Consider the following 19,537-nt stretch of genomic DNA (forward strand, 5'->3'; position numbering starts at 1 on the left):
TTAATAGCAATTTGTTTTTCTAAACTTTCAGGTTCATCAATTAATTCTTGCAATGCCTTTTTAGGATCATCATCTTTAAAGAATAAAGACTTTAACCAACCAATACTTCCTGATGTGAATTTCTCACTACTAGTTTCTACTATTTTTTCTGCGCCCTTTTTAGCTAATTCTGTCAAAAAAGGATATAACAATGCTAATGTTGAAATTGTAATTGGATCCATAAAATAATTTTGTGCTTATTGAAGGTAATTTTTTGTACACGTCAAAAGTAGTATTTTTTCATAATATTTTGCTGCTGTTACTTTGGGTGTAGAAAACCAGTATGCCAGAAGGTATTAGACCTAGCTTGCAATCCATTTTCCACATCACAGGTGATAGTCGCCCAAATCGATCTCCCCGTCGGCGTACACCCGCTTCAGCAGTGAGTTTTACTCTTCCCAGTCTTTCGTACTTAAGCTCACTGTTTTTTATACAGGTATACTTTCTAAACCATTTTTATAAAGTCGCGGCACATATTTAAATTCTTTAAATATTAAAAAAGAGGGACAAGTCCCCCTTAAAACTATTACTTCTTTTTAGGAATTTTAATAGTTTCTATTACAGTTGTTTTAGGTCTTTTTTCAGCTTCCTTAACTGTGACAAATTGCCCAGTACCTGCGTCCCTTCCAACTTTAATAACAGTGTTTTTCTTGTCTGCCATTTTAGTAAATTTTAAAATTAATTCAACATCACCAGTGAATTATTCTGGTTAAGGATTGTTTATTTCTTTTGATACTCTTTTATCATTTTCTCTTTTAATTGCATACCGTATTTACCTATGGATTGAGCTGGTAGCTATAATAATATTAACTCTCTTCGTTTATATTAAACCTTAATTTCTAAGTTTTCTCGAATATGTTTAACATGCTCCTTAGTCCTATATTTCATCCTCGATTTGAACATTTACTTCTTCTCTGAGCTTAATATTAGAATGCATAAAGTTTCTAGCCGCTAAAAGTCTTGATACTTCATTATACACTTGCTTTTGAGCTTTTGTATCTCTAATAGTTACAATAAGCGTAAAATCTTGGTTTAATTCTTCACCATCTTGTATTGCTAAGGTTTCAGCAAAATCTCTATAAGTTCCTTTAATTTTAGCATACCACTTTCTATTATTTGCTAAACTATCGCGTTGTCTTGAATCTTTCATTTCGCTAAGATTTACCGAATATTTCTTTACAGGCTGATACTTCTTTCCATAATTGAGCAATACTCTTTCACGCGCATATTCGCTTTCAGTATCTTTAAGATGCAAACTTTTGTAATTAGAGTCAAGTAAAACATTTTGAGTGTCGTCTGGACCAATTTCATTGAGAATATTTGCTTTGGTTGTGTCACGGTTTTTAATGTTTTCATAAGTACCAAACTTTAACTCTAAATTTGATTGACAATATTCTGCGCCTTGTTTTTCTCTCAATACTGGTTGGCCAACTAATGTTATTTTAATTTCTCCGTAGAAAAAACCATCATCATCAATTAAACTTTCCGGAAAAGGAAATTCTAAGATTTCAATAAATTCGCCACGAGTTATATTTTCTTGCAAAATCAAAGTTATTTCGTGAGGATCATTATAGATTATTTCATCAGCTGAATCAGGAATTCCAAAACCCATTTGATTCACTCTTTCGCTAATAGGAAGACTTATTCCTGTTGGATATTTTGCAGAATGAATGGCCAAAGCTTTTAAAAGAGTAGGATTAAAAGTTTCATTAATTTTAAAATTTAATTCAGATAACAATGAAGTTACTCTTGGGGTTGCGAAACTTGTTCCCATAATTTTCACAGCACTCCCATCATGTGAGATCGCATTTACTCCATTTTGAATTGTTCTACCACCATCTAACCCTGCATTTCCTCCAAAAGACACTAAGTCTGGTTTAATACTATTTGCAGGACCAGGACCAATTCTCGTAAACGGTGATGGATGATTAATATCAGCTATATCATGTGTATTTTTTGAGTGAGCAACTGACCCAACTACTAAACAACGAACTGAATCACCTGACCTTGCTACTCTACTTTTAGGATGACCTTTTTCAAAATTTCTACAATTTCCAGTAGATTTACATATAATCACATCATTTGCTAATTGAATATCGTCTAATGCCTTTCCAAAATCTGAAAAATCATTAATGCTGGATTCAGAAGCAGTGCCTAATGATAAATTCCAAATTTTAATGTGATTATTGTTCTTTATTGCTTCTCTAATATTTTCTACTAATTCATCTTCATCTATTGATTCTTGTTTTTGATCAGGAAATACTGTTGCATCAAAAATTTTACAACCTGTATTCCCCGTCCAATTTTTACCTTGTAATTGATCCCCATAAAGAATTATACTTGAAACACAAGAACCATGCATTGGATCAATTAACTCATCCGGATATGAAGAGAATTTATCCTCAAGTAACCAAGGTTCTAAATATGGGTTCCTTGAAACACCAGAATCTAAGACTCCTACAATTGGATATTCAATACCATCTGTAGGCCATTTTATATCAAGAGTATCTTCAGATTCTATGCTATCGGTCTCCACTTGATATTTAGGCATAAAAGTTATAGATTCTAATGCTTCAAAACCTGAGATACTATCTAAAACGCCTTTTGAAGCATTTTTGATTTTAAATATTATTAAACCAGAAGAATAATTTACTTCTTTTACTTCGATGTTAAATTCGGTGCAATATTTAATAAAAGCAATTTTGACAGCATTATTGATTTCATAGTTCAAAAAGTCAATTAATGAAATTTTGACCGCTTGGTTTTCTTCAATATCCACTATAAAAGGTTTGAATACTTCTATTGATTCAATAGCAGAAATACCACGTGGATTTTTTAGATAATTGGCTATATTGTTTTTTATCTGTAAACCTTCTTCAATGCTGTCAACCTTAACAATTGCGCTATTTGAATCAAGAAAGCCAATAATATTGTTTTTGGTTACTTTACCATTAAAAATTTTCTGAATGTCTTTTCTATGTGATTTAGCAATTGCATTATCATCAATATCAATTTTTAATGTCGCTGGTATAAACTCTCTTGAATCATTACGTTTTTGAAATACATCAATTAATTCATTAATTGGTGCAATGAAGCTTTCTGCTCTTTCGGCAAGCAAATGTCCGGATAATTCCCATTTAGGAACATTATCTCCACCACCACCTTCAACTCTTCTGTCGTCAATTTTTTGCCTTTTCTGAAAAAGCTTAATTGGTAAATTCTTTTTTGCCATTTTATTCTACATTTAATGCGTTTCTAACTTGTCTAATTGAAATAGCTAAATAATTTGCTATTTGTTTCTGTGGGATATGGCTTTCGTTTAAAAACCTAATCATTTCCTCTGGTAGAAATCTGTTGTTGTTTTTATATTTAAAATATTCAGAAAAAATATCTTCGTATTCAAAAACTGATTTTTTTATTATTGAATTATAATATGCACTGTTAATGATTTTAATAATCTCTGAATGGGATAAATTACTCATATAAGTTTTAACCATTTCAAATTTCTTATCATCTGTCGCTAAATCAGAACCAATTTTCTCAAAATAATTTTCAACTAGATTTTTTATTTCATCAGAATTTGGCTTGTTTACATTTACCACTTTTTCAAATCTTCTCCATATTGCACTATCTAACAATTGTTCGTGATTAGTTGCTGCAATCAATATCCCTGTTTCTAAAAATTCATCTATATTTTGCAAAAGACTATTGATTACTCTTTTTAACTCTCCAGTTTCTTGACTATCATCTCGTGCTTTTGCTATAGCATCAAACTCATCTAAAAATAAAATACAAGGCTTACTTTTTGCGTAATCAAATAATTTCCTTATATTCTTCGCAGTATTACCTAATAAAGAAGAAATTAAAGAATCGAAACGTGCCACTACAATTGGAATATCTAGTTCTTTAGCAATATGTTTAGCTAATGTTGTCTTACCACAACCTGGAGGACCGTAAAGTAAAAGAGAGAGATTAATATCTAAACCTTTACTTTTTATTTCGTTTTTAGAATTTACTAAGGAAATAAAATTATTTATTGGCTCAACAATACCTTCAGAAACAATTATATCACACTTTATGTCTTGTGGCAATATGATATCTGCAATATTTAACCTTGTATCATGATCAACCGGGGCATCAAATAATTGATCTTTAAAAACAGGCAGACCTTTCGCTCCTTGCAGTGTTTTCAAAATTTTGTCCGCCAATTTAATATCACCATCATCTCTTATTTTTTTTGCTAAATGATTAGAGTAGCTAATTACCTTTTTATGGTCATTATTTAATCCACCTTCAATTATTTTTATTAGTTCAGTATACATTAATGTAAATTGTTTTAAATTTTGTGATACAAATGTAATCAAAAACGTAATATAAAAACACTAAAACGTAAATTTATTTTATTAAAACGTTATTATACCATCTAAAACCGTTGTTAAATAATAGTTTAGCGTAACAAAAATTCTTCAATATTTCAATGAGTGGCCTGTGGTGAAAACTCTGTTGCGGTTTTTGCCATTTTTGTAAAATTTTAGGTTAACCTCAAAGGTAAATTGGTAAAACCATAAAGCCTTACGGAAAACCGTAATTAAAAATTAGAAGTTAATCTATATTTAAAGTTTTTTATTGTTTTCACACTACTTGCCATTTATATATTTATCTATCTTTATCAAAAAGCAACTTATGAAAATCATAGCCCCTTATCAAATCAGCAGCGAGATCATCAATCTTATACACCAAGCTAAAAAATACCTTATTCTGGCATCTCCTTATATCGACATTCAGAAATGGGAGGCCTTTAAGACAGAACTGTTAAAAGCGCAAAAACGACAGGTGAAAATCAGTGTTTATATTAGATATGACAATAACAATTATAAAAGTTGGGAACAATTAGAAGCATTTAATATAAAACCTAAATTAATTGAAGCTTTGCACGCCAAATTATATTTTAATGAACACACAGGCATCGTCACATCAATGAACCTACTGAACAGTTCTAATTTAGGCGCTTTAGAATTTGGAGCCATATACGATACGGCCGAAGAGCTATCCGAATTAAAAAACTTTGTGAAATCATATCTATCTCCTATGGTAGAAAAACAAATCCCTACAGATGAAGATCTTTATCTCTCGAAAGAAAAATTCACCACAATTCTGATCAATGCTTTAGAAAATGAATTACAAAGAAGAGTATCCTGTCGATGGGATGGCAGATCATTTTTACTGAATGCTGAAAATCAGTTTAACTTCAATATTGATAAAGTAAAGAACAGCTTTTACATATATGGCATTATTTCGGGACTGGAACATGACAATTACAGTTACTTTTTAAAAAATACCGACTTACAAAAAAATGCAATCCTCACTTTGCAAAATAATTCTATAATTGTTACGCTTAATAAAAAACTGTCTTCAAGCAATTTTGATCATCTGCTAACCAATGAAAAAACAGAGGTTTTAGATTGCATTCTGGAATACGTAACTGATCTACTAATCTTCAAAAGATACTGCTACGAGAACAGGAAAATGCTTAGTAGCGATTTGTAAAAATGTAGCTTAACTTTAGCTGGAAATTTTATTTGCATATCCAGTACAATCGTATATGAAATTTTTATAGAAGAGTTTAGATTAATTAATTTTCTTGCAAAGGGAAAGTTTTCGTATTTTTAGTTGGCCTGCAGAAATACCCACCCGTTGCGCTTGTACTTATAGCAGCGTAAGGAAGCTAACGTAACAAAAATGAAAATTTAGGAAATATGGTAGAAATTGAAAATTACATCGAAAACATAAAAATTAAATTCCCACTTACCGAAGACCTGCAACCTTGGGAAATTATTGATAATTTAGAAAACATATTATTGCAAAAAATAAAAGTATTAGACAATAATTATAAAATAGAAAATAATATTGCGATCCATAAAACAGCAATCATTGAGCAAGGAGTAATATTGAAAGGTACAGTAATCATTTCTGAAAACTGTTTTATTGGAGCACACGCATATTTACGAGGACCTATATTTTTAAGCAAATCTGTAAAGGTTGGACCAAGTTCGGAAATTAAACAATCAATAATTTTTGACAATGCTGCCATTGCACATTTCAATTACATTGGAAATAGCATAATTGGACAAAACATAAATTTTGAAGCCGGTTCGATTTGTGCAAATCATTACAACGAAAGACAAAACAAAAATATATGGGTAACACAAAACGGAACTATTATTGACACAAAAACAGAAGAATTTGGTTCATTAGTTGGGGACAATTCTAAAATCGGAGCAAATGCCGTTTTATCACCAGGAACAATTTTAGAAAAATGCAGTATTGTAAAGCGACTTGACCTAATAGAACAAACAAAATAACAAAAGCCGAACACACAGCACCCGTTGGGGGCAGCTTTAATTGTAATGGATGATCGTTTTCAATTCGTATTTTCTTCAACCTGAAAATAATCGAGTACAGGAAAATTTGCTGATTGTTCCAGGGCAGAAAATAGGACGAAATGGATTTCTGCATGGGAGATATAACATTTTATCAAATTGGAAAACAATTTCCCTATGGTGCATGGAATGAAAAAAGGATGGGTTGTTGAACAAATTGGGTGTGGAAATACTGAATAGGATGACAAACAACACAATCATTTCAGAATGAGAATGGAATACCCAACGGATAGGGTTCAAATAAAAAAGAATATCGAAAGAAAGATTAGAAAATAAAATTGTTCTTATTACAGGTGCTGCGCGAGGAATAGGAAAAGCTATAGCGGAATTGTTCTGCTCTGAAGGAGCAACGGTTATTGTAACGGATCTATTAGATGAAGAAGGAAAAGAACTATCTAAAGAATTAGGGAATCCATCCGAATATTTCCATTTAGACGTGAAAAGCGAAGAAGAATGGGTAGAAGTAACCCATAAAATTTTAGAAAAATATGGACAATTAAATGTTCTGATTAATAATGCTGGAATAACAGGTTTTCTTGAGACTAACGGTCCATTTGATGCAGAAAATGTTGATTTGAATTCTTGGAATGAAGTACACCAAGTTAATTCTAATGGAGTGATGTTAGGGTGCAAGTATGCTATCAAATTAATGAAAGAGAAAGGAGGAGCAATCGTAAATATTTCATCAAGAAGTGGAATTGTTGGTATTCCAACAGCAGTTGCATACGCTTCAAGTAAAGCCTCCTCTAGAAATCACACGAAAAGTGTTGCGCTTTATTGCGCAGAAAAAGGATATCATATACGATGCAACAGCATACATCCAGCAGCAATAATGACCCCTATGTGGGATATGATGTTGGGAACAGGAGAAGAAAGGAAAAAAATGATCAAATCTATAGAAAACGGAATTCCACTTGGTCATTTTGGAGAACCAATCGATGTGGCATATGGAGCATTATTTCTATCGACAAATGAATCAAAATATATTACCGGAACAGAATTGAATATAGACGGCGGAATATTAGCAGGAAGCGAGGCGACCCCTGAATAATGTACTCTCCGAATTCTCGGACTTTCGAGGTTACTTAAAAACTTGTAATACTCTGGATTCGTCAATATATCAATTTTCTGCAAAGGATCAATACCATATCACTGAAAAAAGTACTTCATCGTTTATGAGCTTTTTAACATTTCCAGCTCATTTCCAATATACATTAGTTGATATGTTTGTCTATTTGAAATAATATTTTTAACTTACTTTAAAACCCAGTGTCGTAGCTAAGATAATTTTGGGGAGGAAGAATAAATATAGCATAACAAGCCACAATCCGAATGTTAATTTACCAAAAATACAATTTTGTCAAAAAAAAGTACTAGTTCGCTTCTGATGTCGGGTACTTTTAATCACTATTAATCTAGTGATACTAAATTGTTTTTAATTTTCCCAGTTAATAACAAGGAAAACCACTTGAAAATAAATGGTTGTTTCTAAATAATTTTTGCACAGTTAGTTGAGCCTAAAAAAGCGTCGTTGGATTTGCCGAATCCAGATTCAAAGCAACTAATTGGGGATTGTAATGTGGAAATGCAAAGTCATCTACTGGTCTATCAGATAGCCATGCTTCTTCTGCTTCCTTGGATAGAATTAAGGGCATTCTGTCTTTTGTATTGTGAATCTCAGACATCAGTTCATTCGCATTTGAAGTTACAATAGAAAAACTGGTAAGGGTTTCATTGGAGTCTTTATCAGTCCAAATATTGTAGATTCCTCCTAGGGCAAATGGTTGATTACCATTATCTAATTGAATGAAGTATTTCTCCTTACTTTTTCCTTTAGAATCTAACCACTTCCACTCATAAAATCCATTGACTAAAACTAAACATCGATTGGAGACTGAATTTTTAAAACTGGGTTTTTCACCCAGGGTATCAATCCTCGCATTTAAAGTCATCTTCTGAATATCTCTGTTCTTAGCCCAGAAAGGGATTAAACCCCAATCTCCCAGTATAGCTTCATCAGGATTTTCATCCATAATGATTGGTGTTTTTGGAAAAGAAAAGCCATTGAGAAAACCAGATCCTTTATAGGCTGGGGCATTATACTCTACTCCAAAGGAATCCTTTATTTCTTTTTTAGTGAGATTATTTGAAATGTAATAGCACATAAGATTAGTATTTTATCTGAAATCAAATTTAACAGTTTTAAAAATGAAACCCTACTCCCTTTTGAGAGAATTTGGAAAATTTCCTGTCATTCCCAATAATTGTTTGTAGCAGTTTATTCAAAAGCGTTGTCATCATTGCTTTATTTGCTAATGGATCTGATATTTTTTTTTCAGAATCAGTCAAAACATTCATCTAAGATCTACCTGAATCGGGAAATTCCGAGAGAAACTCTGAATTCTAGTGTTGACAACTTTTAAGTCAGAAATTCTCACCATTTTTCCAGACCCTTAACTATCACCATTTGTAATTTTACTTAGCTTTAGTCTTTACATGAAGTCTAATACTCCTTCAAATAAATTTTCATGAAATCGCTGCAACTTAGATAATTAAATCATAAATCATTTGTAAAATAATTACCTTGCAGTCTTTAATTTTAATTAATTGTATCAATTACCTATTATGAATGCGATTCAACGAAATAATGTAACCATCAAAGGAAAAGGAACATCCGCGATGCTGTTTGTGCATGGATTTGGCTGCGATCAAAACATGTGGCGTTTTATAACACCGGCTTTTGAGGACGACTATAACGTTATTTTGATGGATCATGTAGAGGCGGGAAATTCGGATTTGGCCGCATACACGAGTGAACAGTATTCGCAACTCGAAGGATATGCTTCTGATGTAATAGAAGTTTGCAAGGAATTAAAAATTGATGATGTGATTTTTGTCGGTCACTCCGTAAGTTCGATGATAGGAGCCATTGCTTCACTGCAAGCACCAGGCCTATTTAAAGCCCTGATTATGATAGGTCCCTCTCCTTCTTACGTTAATGATGGGGAATATGTAGGCGGATTTACGAAAGAACAGATTACCGAATTGATGGATGCATTAGACAATAATCACCTTGGCTGGTCGATGGCCATGGCACCGATAATCATGGGAAATCCAGAGCGCGTAGAACTTGCAGAAGAACTGTCTAACAGTTTTTGCAGAACCAATCCCGATATCGCCAGAGAATTTGCACGGACGACTTTCTTTTCTGATAAGAGAGCAGTGTTGCCGCAAGTAACCACCCCGACTTTGATCTTGCAGTGTTCAGACGATGTGATCGCGCCGGAAGAAGTGGGTATTTACGTGCATGAAAATATAAAGGACAGTAAACTCGTCATCATGGAAGCGACTGGACACTGCCCGAACCTTAGCGCGCCCGACGAAACCATTGCAATTATGAAAGCATATCTATAATGAGCTCTCTTCCAAACGAAAACAACAGTATTCCACCCCAAGAAGCCCAACAGTTTTTTGAAGAGTCGTTTTCGGGTTTCCTAATTGCGGATGAAAAGAACACAATTGTTCGCAGTAACAATCGCGTCTTGAACTGGTTGGGGATTTCACGTGAGGAAATAACCGGTAAAAAGTTTTCCGATCTTCTATCTATCGGAAGCAAAATCTACTTTGAAACCCACCTTTCCCCGTTATTAAAAATGCAAGGTTATTTTGACGAAATTCTCATTGAACTGAGTGCGACAGCGGTAAAAAAAGTCAAAATCTTTATCAACGCCAAAGAGTCTGTTGTCAAAGAAGACGGCTCTAAACTGATTTACTACACGCTGGTAGAGGCTTCGGATCGTATGCAGTATGAACAGAATCTGCAGTATGCAAAACGTATTGCGGAGAATGATTTAGAAGTAGAAAGGAAAAACCTGATTTTACGAGAACAGCTGATCGCTGTTCTGGGGCATGACCTTCGAAATCCCCTAAGTGCAATTACGATGACGGTCGAATATTTGGACCGCTTTATTACAGATGAAAAGCAAAAAAATCTGATCGGAGTTATCAAACAAAGCGGATACCGCATGAATGAATTGATCGGCAACGTCATGGATTTTGCGCGTACTCGAATGGGCGAAGGAATTGTGATTGCCCCACAGCATGTCGAACTGAAACCAGTTTTGGAACACGTAGTAGAAGAACTTAAGTTTTTATTCCCAAACCGAAAAATTGAAGTTGACCTTGCGCTGCTTGACCCAATATTCTGCGATGCGGACCGCATTGGCCAGCTCATATCCAACCTTTTAGCGAATGCTTTAACGCATGGCAATCCTCAATCTTCAGTTAATTTTACAGGACAGCACGAGGCGAATAAATTGAAGCTTTCTGTGGCGAATGACGGTGAACCCATTCCGGAATCACTGCAGATCATTCTCTTTACTCCTTTTAAAAAGGAAGGAAACCGCCCCAGCAAAAATGGCTTGGGATTAGGTCTTTATATTGCAGACCAAATCGCGAAAGCGCATGGAGGAACCCTAACCTGTACCTCCACTGAAGAAGAAACCCGGTTTACATTTGAAATGGAGGTGATCAATTAATAATATTTTTAATAAAACTTGGGTACGAAAAATTAGAAAAATCACCAATCTGATTTTCACTTGGCAGTTATATAGCAAAATACTTCTATCTTCCATATTAGATCTAATTTGCAAGGGAAGTGACAGGTTTATACAATGTCTTTTTCTGTCCTGCGGAAAGTTTAGTAGCAGCTATCCATTAAAAACGAGTCAAATAAATTTGAAGTTAGATTGGTATATTTGTTTATCGATATTCAATTAAAGTATTGACCTTCAAAATTCACTGATGAGCAAATCAAAACTTAACACTTACTTTCACTCGTTGTTTCCTATCGAAAAAGAAGTTGTAGAGAGAATTACAGCAACATTTTCTGATTTCACGATGGATAAGAATACAGTACTGCTTCAAAAAGATGCGATCAGTTTAAAAACCTACTTTTTAGAGGAAGGATATATGCGTTCCTATATAATTAATGAAGATCACGAAGAAATTACCACTAACATTTTTATCGCTCCTTGTTTTGTAAATGATTTTCTATCTTTTTTCAGAAAACAGCCCATCAAAGAAACTTATCAAACGATAACGCACTGCTCTTTTTGGGAAACCGACTTACAAAATGTACAAAATAACTTTCATAACATTCCAGATTTTAGAGAGTTTAGTAGGCTTCTATTCGTTATTAATTATGCGAAACTACACGATAGACTCATTGAAATGGCCAGCCAAAAAGCGGAAACGAGATATATGAATCTCTTAAAAAACAATGCACCTATTTTACAAAACGTTCCCCTGAAAGTAATCGCTTCTTACTTAGGTATTACAGACAGTTCATTAAGTAGAATTAGAAAAGAAACAAGCAAATTATAATTTCTTGCCATTTATCAAGTATATTTTGAAACAAAAATTTTAATATTTGCAAAAAAATTGAAATGGAGAAAAAGCATGTTGTTATCATTGGTCTTGGGGGTGTTGGCGGTTATTTTGGGTTTAAGATCTCTCAGCAAAACGAAGTAGATCAAAAAAATAAAATCTCATTTGTTGCCCGAGGGGTCACCTATGAGACCGTAAAAAAAAGTGGTTTACAACTACTTTCTCCAGAACACCCAAAAGCTATAACCAGGCCTGATGCTATCTACCAAAAAATTTCCGAAATTCAAAATCCTGATCTTGTTTTGATTTGCGTCAAAGAATACGATTTGGAAGATATTTGCAGACAATTGTCCAAAGTCATTACAACAGACACCGTTTTACTGCCCATGATGAACGGGGCAGATATTTATGACCGCATCCGTAAAATACTGCCAAAATCAATCATATTACCTTCCTGCGTTTATGTTGCTTCTCATATCAAAGAAAAAGGAATCGTTGAACATAAAGGCAAACCAGGTCAATTAATCGTTGGAAAAGACCCTCAACATCCTGCCAAAAACATCGACTGGATTATCGATTTATTAGAGAAGAGTAAGATCCATTTTCAATTTAAAGAATCTGCTCAGGTTGATATCTGGACGAAATTTATATTTATTGCAAGTTTTGGTTTGGTAACCGCTAAATATAATTCCTCTATCGGAGCGGTTTGTAAGGTTGAATTACAAAAAGAGGAAGCGACCAATGTAATGCTGGAAATAAAATCAATAGCTGATAAAAAAGGAATTAACCTTTCAGAAGATATTATACGAAATACTTTTGATAAAGCAGCATCTTTCCCACCGTCAACGCCAACATCTTTACAACTTGATGTGCATTCGGAAAAAGCTAATAATGAATTAGATCTTTTCGCTGGTGCCATCTTAAAATATGGCAAGGAAACGAAAGTCCCTACCCCATTTTCTGAAAAAATATACTTAGAAGTAAAGGCAGATTTTTAAAGAGATTATAAAGCGTCGTTTAATTTATCTTAATGTCTCCAATAATATTTCCACAATCTTTATATTGTATTTTTTGAAATTTTTTACAAGTGATCTGTATTTTTCTCGTCTAAAGTAAAAGGCAGATCACTTATTTTCCCTTTAATTTTAATCTATATTTAATCTTCGTATCATCTTGCAGGTGTGATTGTTTCCTTTGCGGGTCTAATTGCATTTGCATCAGATAAATATCCCACAAAAAATCAGCAGCAAAACTTCAACGCTTCTCACTGCGACTTCTTATGGGCCTTGCTTTTGATCATGGTTTGCTTCTTTTCGTTCTTATGCAATACTTTTTTAAGTAAATTCATATCATCACCAATTTTCCGATCTTGAATTTTTGCATAATGTTGAGTCATTTGAACATTAGAGTGTCCCAACATCTTACTTACTGTTTCAAGTGGCACCCCATTATTTAATGTTACAGTCGTGGCAAAAGTATGTCTGGCCGTATGAAAACTAATATCAAAGTCCAATCCGCATAAAGTGGCAATCTCTTTTAAATACTCATTCATCTTCTGGTTGCTTAAAACCGGTAAAACCTTCTCAACGTTTACACACTTTATGTTGGTCTTATAACGGTCCAAAATCTCATTTGCAATAGGAAGTAGAGGAATACTTGCCTCAACTTTTGTTTTTGTTCTTCTAATTTTGATCCATTTTTCGCCATTTGCAGTAATTGATATGTTTTCATGTGCTAATTTCTTAACGTCTGAATACGCTAAACCTGTAAAACAACAAAATAGAAATATATCGCGAATAGTCTGCAACCTCTCAGTACTGAACACTTTATTTTTAACTTTTTCTAATTCATTTTCTGTAAGAAAGCGTACATCTGTAATGACAATTTTAGATTTGTAAGTAGCAAAAGGGTTTTTAATAATCCACTCGTTATCTAAACATATATTAATAATTTTCTGAAAATTTTTAATATACTTAACTGCTGAGTTATTGGCGCAATTACGTACCGTTCTTAAAAAAAATTCATAATCTGAAATAAATGCAGGATTAATTTCTTTTACGTCAATATCCGAAATATTATATTTCCACATCATAAACTGCTGAGTATGTCTAAGAGATGTTTCATACCGCTCCCAGGTTCCATGAGCAAATCCTCGCCCTATTAATTCTCTTATTTGATTATTGTGATCTTGAAAAGCTTCTACTAAAGTTACTTTTCGTTCATCAATTCCCAGAAATCTATTCTTCAGACATTCACATGTAATAATTTTTCGATTGTTTAGAAGATAGTTGTAAGATTCGAACATTTTTGCCCGCAGACTTTCGAGGAATGAATTAAAACATTTTGCATGAGAAGAATTTCCAAAAACTTTTCCAGCTTTCGAATTCCATTCTTTCGTTTTAATCGTTTTTCCTGTCGAAATTTCTTTTCGTTTTCCATCAATAGTAATTCGCATATAAACTGCTGAAAGTTCAGAATTACCTTTTGTTCTTTTCGCATAAAATAGTAAACAGTAGGTTTGCATAAGTCATGATTTTAAAGGTTAATAAATTTATTTCGAAACCTCTAAACCTACAAGATGTTCAATAGATGAATAACCGATGAATAGGCTGTTTAATGCTAAATTCGGTGAGTACCTTTTTTTATTTTTCTACTACTCACCTTGGTACTCCCTTTTGTTTTGCATTAATTTGATATAATTTGATATATCATAAATACAAAAAAGCCTTTAAATACTAGTATTTAAAGGCTTTTGATGTGTTTTGGTTGTTCACCAAGCGGAGAACTAGGGATTCGAACCCCAGGACCTGTTACAGTCAACAGTTTTCAAGACTGCCGCAATCGACCACTCTGCCAGTTCTCCAATGAAATTGATTTCTCTTTTTCAGTGGTGCAAATATAAAGACCTTTTATATATTCACCAAATTATTTTGAAAAAAATTTTTAAACTCTTCATTATCAAAGTGAAAATTAATTTTTAGCGAGTTGTAAACCGAGATAAACTGCGATTAAACCCACTATTACACTCAATAAAATGTAAAAGAGCAATATAAAATAACTTCCACTTTCCCAAAGTGAAATGTTTTCTGCAGAGAAAGTAGAAAAAGTTGTGAAGCCTCCACAAAAACCGGTAATCAAAAGAAATTTTAAATAATTATCAATTCTAAGGAAATAAGAAGTAAGAATCCCAATCAAAAAACACCCGATTATATTCACCACAAAAGTTCCCATGGGAAAGGAATTTACATTCCATAACTTTTGGGTATAGTTGGAGATTAGGAAACGCAGAACGCTTCCTAATCCTCCTCCTATGAATATGTAGAGTAGATTTCTCATTTAGGTTGTAGAAATTAGGTTGTAGGAAATCAGTATAAAATTCTATTGCGAAATTAATAATGACGGCTCAAATAATAACTCGGCTCTTTTCTTTTTTTCCTGACTCTTCTTACTTGGTTCTTTTATGATTACACTAATTCTCCCAAATATTTCTCAGCATCCATCGCGCCCATACATCCACTTCCGGCTGCGGTAATCGCTTGTCGGTAATGACTATCCTGAACGTCACCTACAGCAAACACTCCCGGTAAATTTGTTTTGGATGAACCTGGAATGGTATTGATATAGCCGTTTTCGTCTAAATTAACTTGACCCTGGAAAATCTCGGTATTCGGCTTGTGACCGATCGCGATGAAAATTCCGTGAACATCAATTTTAGAAGTTTCCTGAGTTTGGTTGTTAATCACTACCGCTCTTTCTACTAATGACTTTTCACCTTCAATTCCGATCAGTTCGTGGTTGAATAAGACTTCGATATTTGGAGTATTACTCACACGGTGAATCATCGCTTTCGAAGCACGGAAATGGTCTTTACGCACAAGCATCGTAACTTTGCTACACAATTTTGCTAAATAAGTCGCTTCCTCTGCTGCCGTATCCCCTGCCCCAACTACGACAACCTCTTTTCCTTTGTAGAAAAATCCGTCGCATGTTGCACAAGCAGAAACTCCTCCGCCAGAATATTTTTTTTCGTCTTCAAGACCCAAATATTTTGCAGTCGCACCTGTTGAAATAATAACAGTTCTTGCCAGGATTTCTCTGTTTCCAGCCCATAATTTATGAATACCGCCAACTTCCTTAGAGAATTCGGCTTTGGTGATCATTTCGTAATGAACTTTGGTTTCGAAACGTTCGGCTTGCTTTTGCAAATCCATCATCATTTCCGGACCCGTAATTCCGTTCGGATAACCTGGGAAATTATCAACTTCTGTAGTGGTTGTTAATTGTCCGCCCGGCTCCAAACCAGTAAATAATTCAGGTTTAAGGTCGGCTCTGGCTGCGTAAATTGCAGCGGTAAAACCAGCAGGTCCTGAACCTATAATCACGCAGTCTAAGATATTTTCTACCATTATTTATAATTAGATTTAAAATTGATATTTAAAGTTTTCAAAAATCGTGATTTATTTTGGGGTAACGAAGTTTTTGGCGATGAATTTTGTCAATGACTGGAAATGCAGCGATTAAAGAGGTGGGTATTTGCACATGTTAAAAATCAAGTTATTCAAATTAATAAAGCATCTTTAAAAAATTATAAAACCGAAACTCAAGTAATAATCAATAATAAAAAACCTTCATTTAGAATCCTGCGTTGCGACCCGGCCTGAATGAAGTTCTTTTTGCGCAACGAAGTGTAGAAAAAAAACGGGAATGGAGGACGGAATTTGTCGCCCAAAAAATAAGTTTGAAACACTATCTCAATTTTAAAAACATTCCAAAAGGAGCGGAATTACAATTGCACTTTGTAGTGATCGATATGCAAAATCTTGTAAACCAATTCTTTGAGCAAATCATTATCGGTCATATTGATGGCACCTAAACCTTTGCTTTTTAGATCGATTTCACGCAGAATTGAAATGGCCCGAGTGCAATGTTTAAGATTATAGAACCTGGCTGCCTCTCCGAAATCTTTTAAGAAAAACGGATTGATTCCCATGGCGGCTGCCTGATTTTGCGGTGATTCCCCTTTCATAGTGTGGAAAAGGATGAGGTTGGAAAAGAAGTTGTACAAGTTTCCAGTGGTCATCACAAAGGCGTGGGTTTTCGATTTCCCCATGTAATGTGCGATTTTGAAAGCATTCACTTCGTCCTTTTTGCCAAGGGCTTTGATGAGTTCGAACACGTTGAAATCTTTGCTGATTCCGATATTGGTTTCGATTATTTTTTCATCCAGGATTTCGCCGTCTTTCAGAATCATTTTGAGTTTCTGCAATTCATTCGAAATACGAGATAAATCGGTTCCTAAGTATTCTGCGAGGATGGTCGGAATATTCGGTTTGGCTTTTAGTCCCAACGTTTTGATTTCGGAATCAATCCACTTTGAAACATTATAATCCTTTATTTTTTCGCTTAAGAAAAGCATTTTCTTTGTTGAAAGAATTTTAGTAAAGGCTTTCCGCGCATCTACTTTTTTGTATTTGTAAGCGATGACTAAAAGCGTGGATTCAACCGGGTTTTCGGTGTAGAGTTTCAGTGCTGTACTGTCTGCTTCGGTGAGCACGATGTCCTGGGCTTCTTTTACAATGATGACTTGCTTATCGCCCATCATGGGAAATTGCCTTGCGAGGGAAAGAACTTCAGAAAACGTGGTATCTTTTCCGTAAACTACAGTTTGGTTAAAGGCTTTTTCATCTTCCTCTAAAACATCATTTTCAAATGACTTCAAAGCCACATCCATAAAATAAGGTTCTTCGCCATGGAAAAAATAAATAGGCAGAAACTCTTTATTTTTAATATTTTTGAGGATTAAATCTAATTCTTTCATAAATGGAACTTCCGAAACTGAATTTTAATGAGGATTTTGACTTTCAAATCAAGAGAGACAAAGATAAGTTTTTTATTTATGATTTGGTGCGGAAATCCTGGCTTCTGCTCACGCCCGAAGAATGGGTTCGACAACATTGGGTGCACTATTTTCACTTCATTAAAGGGCGAAATCTATCCTCTTTAATTTCAGAAAAAAAGTTGATTCTAAACGGAACGACGAAGAGAATTGATTTGCTGGTCACCGAAAAAACGGTGGCTAAAATTTTAGTTGAATGCAAAGCGCCACACATTAAACTGACGGAAAAAACTTTTGAACAAACTGCCCGATATAATTCTATTTTAAATGCAGATGAAATTATTCTGAGTAATGGTTTGCACCATATTTCCGCTAAGTTTGTTGACGGAAAATACGAGTTTTACCAGGGTGAATTTTAATCAAAATTTATATGCGTTCTACGTTAACAATCTTTATCGATTATTCCTTTCACCAACAGTTGGTTTTTGATATTTTGAGCCTTAGTTTTGCACCATGACTAAAACGAACGGCTCTTTTACTGCAATCATCCCTTTATTGATCTTCGTATTTGTTTTCTTAGGCGCAGGTATTTACAATAATGATTTCTACGCTTTGCCCTCTCCTATTGCAGCATTGATTGGAATTGTTTCCGCCTTTATTTTATTCAAAGGTAAAATGAACCACAAAATCGATACTTTTTTAAAAGGTTGCGGAGATGGTAAAATATTGACCATGTGCATCATTTACCTTTTGGCGGGCGCATTTGCCACCGTTTCAAAAGCCACTGGAAGTGTGGATACAATCGTTAATCTTGGTTTAAATTATATTTCTGCAGCCTATTTTCCGGTTGGGATTTTTGTTATTGCGTCTTTTCTGTCTTTCGCTTCCGGGACTTCGGTTGGTTCGATTGTTACTCTGGGACCAATTGTTATTGATCTGGCAGAAAAAAGTGGTTCTCCGCTGGGTTTAATTGGCGCGGCTTTGCTTTCGGGAGCGATATTTGGAGATAATCTTTCCGTGATTTCCGATACCACGATTGCAGCCACTCAAAGTATGGGCTGTGACATGAAAGATAAATTCAGAGCCAATTTTAAACTCGCGCTTCCGGCGGCGTTAGTTGCCATTCTCATTTTTGTTTTGATAGGATTCAATCAGGAACCGACTTCCGTTATTATGGAACAGAAAGATTTTAATTTTATGCTGATCCTTCCCTACTTACTGGTTATTGCGCTTTCTATCATCGGCATTAATGTTTTCGTAGTCCTATTTTCAGGATTGCTTTTCGCCGGAGTTTTAGGAATGGGTTATGGAACGTTTGGTTTAATGGAGTTCGCAAAAAACACTTATGAAGGATTTACAAGCATGACCGAAATATTTTTACTGTCGCTTCTCACAGGCGGTCTAGCGGCCTTGGTTGAAAAAGCGGGCGGAATTAATTTCCTACTGAGAAATATCAATAAAATAATCAGTTCAAAGAAAACCGCTTTATTAGGAATCGGCGGTTTGGTAAGTGTGGCCAATTTTTGCGTTGCCAATAACACCATTGCCATTTTAATCTCCGGAAAAGTCTCAAAAGAAATTACCGACAAGTATGAATTAAAACCACAGGAAAGTGCGTCGGTACTTGATATATTTGCATGTTATGTTCAGGGTATTATTCCTTACGGCGCCCAAATTTTAATTCTGATTTCTTTAAGTAATTTTAAAATGAGTTACACCGATTTGGTTCTGAATTCTTTTTACCTGCATCTTCTTTTAGTAATTACTTTGGGTTCAATTATATTTAAAAGCACTAAAAAATTAACGTTTAGTAAGTCAACAATTTAAAGTAAAA

The 19,537-nt window shown here is 34.3% G+C and carries 18 protein-coding genes and 1 tRNA gene; 9 read left to right on the plus strand and 10 right to left on the minus strand.

The window, feature by feature from the left end; all coding sequences use genetic code 11:
* The 4 genes from PUH65_RS10500 to PUH65_RS10515 all read right to left on the minus strand — a co-directional run.
* Window positions 1-221, minus strand: a 221-nt coding sequence (locus PUH65_RS10500) for a hypothetical protein (protein ID WP_305519958.1), incomplete at its 3' end; no start/stop codon positions are given.
* A 344-nt stretch (window positions 222-565) separates the two neighbouring features.
* Window positions 566-700: a hypothetical protein gene (locus PUH65_RS10505; protein WP_305519959.1), complete on the minus strand. Its 135-nt coding sequence runs from the start codon at window positions 698-700 to the stop codon at window positions 566-568.
* A 216-nt stretch (window positions 701-916) separates the two neighbouring features.
* Window positions 917-3,271 (minus strand): S8 family peptidase, encoded by a 2,355-nt coding sequence (locus PUH65_RS10510; protein WP_305519960.1) that lies wholly within the window; start codon window positions 3,269-3,271, stop codon window positions 917-919.
* 1 nt (window position 3,272) lies between these two features.
* Window positions 3,273-4,361 carry an AAA family ATPase gene (locus tag PUH65_RS10515; protein WP_305519961.1) on the minus strand — a complete coding sequence of 363 codons (1,089 nt, stop codon included), beginning with the start codon at window positions 4,359-4,361 and terminating at the stop codon, window positions 3,273-3,275.
* A 361-nt stretch (window positions 4,362-4,722) separates the two neighbouring features.
* Between PUH65_RS10515 and PUH65_RS10520 the strand changes: the two genes are divergently transcribed.
* From PUH65_RS10520 to PUH65_RS10530, 3 genes are all read left to right on the plus strand, one after another.
* On the plus strand, window positions 4,723-5,586 hold the full coding sequence (locus tag PUH65_RS10520; protein WP_305519962.1) for a phospholipase D-like domain-containing protein: 864 nt from the start codon (window positions 4,723-4,725) through the stop codon (window positions 5,584-5,586).
* Between the two features lie 209 nt (window positions 5,587-5,795).
* Window positions 5,796-6,401 carry an LpxA family transferase gene (locus tag PUH65_RS10525; RefSeq protein ID WP_305519963.1) on the plus strand — a complete coding sequence of 202 codons (606 nt, stop codon included), beginning with the start codon at window positions 5,796-5,798 and terminating at the stop codon, window positions 6,399-6,401.
* Between the two features lie 364 nt (window positions 6,402-6,765).
* The gene (locus tag PUH65_RS10530) at window positions 6,766-7,530 is read left to right on the plus strand and encodes an SDR family oxidoreductase (RefSeq protein ID WP_305520121.1); all 765 of its coding nucleotides are present in this window, start codon (window positions 6,766-6,768) and stop codon (window positions 7,528-7,530) included.
* 466 nt (window positions 7,531-7,996) lie between these two features.
* Here PUH65_RS10530 and PUH65_RS10535 read toward each other — a convergent pair whose 3' ends face one another.
* Window positions 7,997-8,644 carry an SOS response-associated peptidase gene (locus tag PUH65_RS10535; protein ID WP_305519964.1) on the minus strand — a complete coding sequence of 216 codons (648 nt, stop codon included), beginning with the start codon at window positions 8,642-8,644 and terminating at the stop codon, window positions 7,997-7,999.
* 514 nt (window positions 8,645-9,158) lie between these two features.
* Here PUH65_RS10535 and PUH65_RS10540 point away from each other — a divergent pair.
* From PUH65_RS10540 to PUH65_RS10555, 4 genes are all read left to right on the plus strand, one after another.
* Window positions 9,159-9,893 carry an alpha/beta fold hydrolase gene (locus PUH65_RS10540; protein WP_305520122.1) on the plus strand — a complete coding sequence of 245 codons (735 nt, stop codon included), beginning with the start codon at window positions 9,159-9,161 and terminating at the stop codon, window positions 9,891-9,893.
* On the plus strand, window positions 9,893-11,017 hold the full coding sequence (locus tag PUH65_RS10545) for a PAS domain-containing sensor histidine kinase (protein ID WP_305519965.1): 1,125 nt from the start codon (window positions 9,893-9,895) through the stop codon (window positions 11,015-11,017). Before PUH65_RS10540 ends, PUH65_RS10545 begins: the two co-directional genes overlap by 1 nt.
* Before the next feature lie 265 nt (window positions 11,018-11,282).
* On the plus strand, window positions 11,283-11,864 hold the full coding sequence (locus PUH65_RS10550) for a Crp/Fnr family transcriptional regulator (RefSeq protein ID WP_305519966.1): 582 nt from the start codon (window positions 11,283-11,285) through the stop codon (window positions 11,862-11,864).
* A gap of 62 nt (window positions 11,865-11,926) precedes the next feature.
* Window positions 11,927-12,865: a ketopantoate reductase family protein gene (locus tag PUH65_RS10555; RefSeq protein WP_305519967.1), complete on the plus strand. Its 939-nt coding sequence runs from the start codon at window positions 11,927-11,929 to the stop codon at window positions 12,863-12,865.
* A gap of 266 nt (window positions 12,866-13,131) precedes the next feature.
* Here the strand turns inward: PUH65_RS10555 and PUH65_RS10560 are convergent, their stop codons facing one another.
* The 5 genes from PUH65_RS10560 to holA all read right to left on the minus strand — a co-directional run bounded on the left by PUH65_RS10560 (window position 13,132) and on the right by holA (window position 17,685).
* A complete protein-coding gene (locus PUH65_RS10560; protein WP_305519968.1) occupies window positions 13,132-14,391 on the minus strand; it encodes a site-specific integrase in 1,260 nt (419 codons plus the stop codon).
* Window positions 14,392-14,645: 254 nt separating this feature from the next.
* Window positions 14,646-14,730: transfer RNA gene (locus PUH65_RS10565), tRNA-Ser, on the minus strand.
* Between the two features lie 107 nt (window positions 14,731-14,837).
* Complete coding sequence (gene crcB / locus PUH65_RS10570) at window positions 14,838-15,203, minus strand: fluoride efflux transporter CrcB (RefSeq protein ID WP_305519969.1); 366 nt, start codon at window positions 15,201-15,203, stop codon at window positions 14,838-14,840.
* A gap of 128 nt (window positions 15,204-15,331) precedes the next feature.
* Complete coding sequence (gene trxB / locus PUH65_RS10575) at window positions 15,332-16,273, minus strand: thioredoxin-disulfide reductase (RefSeq protein WP_305519970.1); 942 nt, start codon at window positions 16,271-16,273, stop codon at window positions 15,332-15,334.
* Between the two features lie 377 nt (window positions 16,274-16,650).
* Window positions 16,651-17,685 carry a DNA polymerase III subunit delta gene (holA, locus tag PUH65_RS10580; protein ID WP_305519971.1) on the minus strand — a complete coding sequence of 345 codons (1,035 nt, stop codon included), beginning with the start codon at window positions 17,683-17,685 and terminating at the stop codon, window positions 16,651-16,653.
* A gap of 2 nt (window positions 17,686-17,687) precedes the next feature.
* On the opposite strand from holA, the gene PUH65_RS10585 reads away from it, so the two are divergent.
* Window positions 17,688-18,122: a type I restriction enzyme HsdR N-terminal domain-containing protein gene (locus PUH65_RS10585; RefSeq protein ID WP_305519972.1), complete on the plus strand. Its 435-nt coding sequence runs from the start codon at window positions 17,688-17,690 to the stop codon at window positions 18,120-18,122.
* Window positions 18,123-18,216: 94 nt separating this feature from the next.
* Window positions 18,217-19,530 (plus strand): Na+/H+ antiporter NhaC family protein, encoded by a 1,314-nt coding sequence (locus tag PUH65_RS10590; protein ID WP_305519973.1) that lies wholly within the window; start codon window positions 18,217-18,219, stop codon window positions 19,528-19,530.
* Window positions 19,531-19,537 lie beyond the last annotated feature (7 nt).

Source organism: Kaistella sp. SH40-3 (genome assembly GCF_030686865.1).
Classification (GTDB): domain Bacteria; phylum Bacteroidota; class Bacteroidia; order Flavobacteriales; family Weeksellaceae; genus Kaistella.

Excerpts from the sequence above, each read along its gene's own strand:
- holA (WP_305519971.1), bottom strand. The coding sequence starts at position 17,685 with ATGAAAGAATTAGATTTAATCCTCAAAAATATTAAAAATAAAGAGTTT.
- PUH65_RS10515 (WP_305519961.1), bottom strand. The coding sequence starts at position 4,361 with ATGTATACTGAACTAATAAAAATAATTGAAGGTGGATTAAATAATGAC.
- PUH65_RS10545 (WP_305519965.1), top strand. The coding sequence starts at position 9,893 with ATGAGCTCTCTTCCAAACGAAAACAACAGTATTCCACCCCAAGAAGCC.
- PUH65_RS10590 (WP_305519973.1), top strand. The coding sequence starts at position 18,217 with ATGACTAAAACGAACGGCTCTTTTACTGCAATCATCCCTTTATTGATC.
- crcB (WP_305519969.1), bottom strand. The coding sequence starts at position 15,203 with ATGAGAAATCTACTCTACATATTCATAGGAGGAGGATTAGGAAGCGTT.
- PUH65_RS10560 (WP_305519968.1), bottom strand. The coding sequence starts at position 14,391 with ATGCAAACCTACTGTTTACTATTTTATGCGAAAAGAACAAAAGGTAAT.
- PUH65_RS10505 (WP_305519959.1), bottom strand. The coding sequence starts at position 700 with ATGGCAGACAAGAAAAACACTGTTATTAAAGTTGGAAGGGACGCAGGT.
- PUH65_RS10525 (WP_305519963.1), top strand. The coding sequence starts at position 5,796 with ATGGTAGAAATTGAAAATTACATCGAAAACATAAAAATTAAATTCCCA.
- PUH65_RS10555 (WP_305519967.1), top strand. The coding sequence starts at position 11,927 with ATGGAGAAAAAGCATGTTGTTATCATTGGTCTTGGGGGTGTTGGCGGT.
- PUH65_RS10550 (WP_305519966.1), top strand. The coding sequence starts at position 11,283 with ATGAGCAAATCAAAACTTAACACTTACTTTCACTCGTTGTTTCCTATC.
- trxB (WP_305519970.1), bottom strand. The coding sequence starts at position 16,273 with ATGGTAGAAAATATCTTAGACTGCGTGATTATAGGTTCAGGACCTGCT.
- PUH65_RS10585 (WP_305519972.1), top strand. The coding sequence starts at position 17,688 with ATGGAACTTCCGAAACTGAATTTTAATGAGGATTTTGACTTTCAAATC.
- PUH65_RS10520 (WP_305519962.1), top strand. The coding sequence starts at position 4,723 with ATGAAAATCATAGCCCCTTATCAAATCAGCAGCGAGATCATCAATCTT.
- PUH65_RS10540 (WP_305520122.1), top strand. The coding sequence starts at position 9,159 with ATGCTGTTTGTGCATGGATTTGGCTGCGATCAAAACATGTGGCGTTTT.
- PUH65_RS10535 (WP_305519964.1), bottom strand. The coding sequence starts at position 8,644 with ATGTGCTATTACATTTCAAATAATCTCACTAAAAAAGAAATAAAGGAT.
- PUH65_RS10510 (WP_305519960.1), bottom strand. The coding sequence starts at position 3,271 with ATGGCAAAAAAGAATTTACCAATTAAGCTTTTTCAGAAAAGGCAAAAA.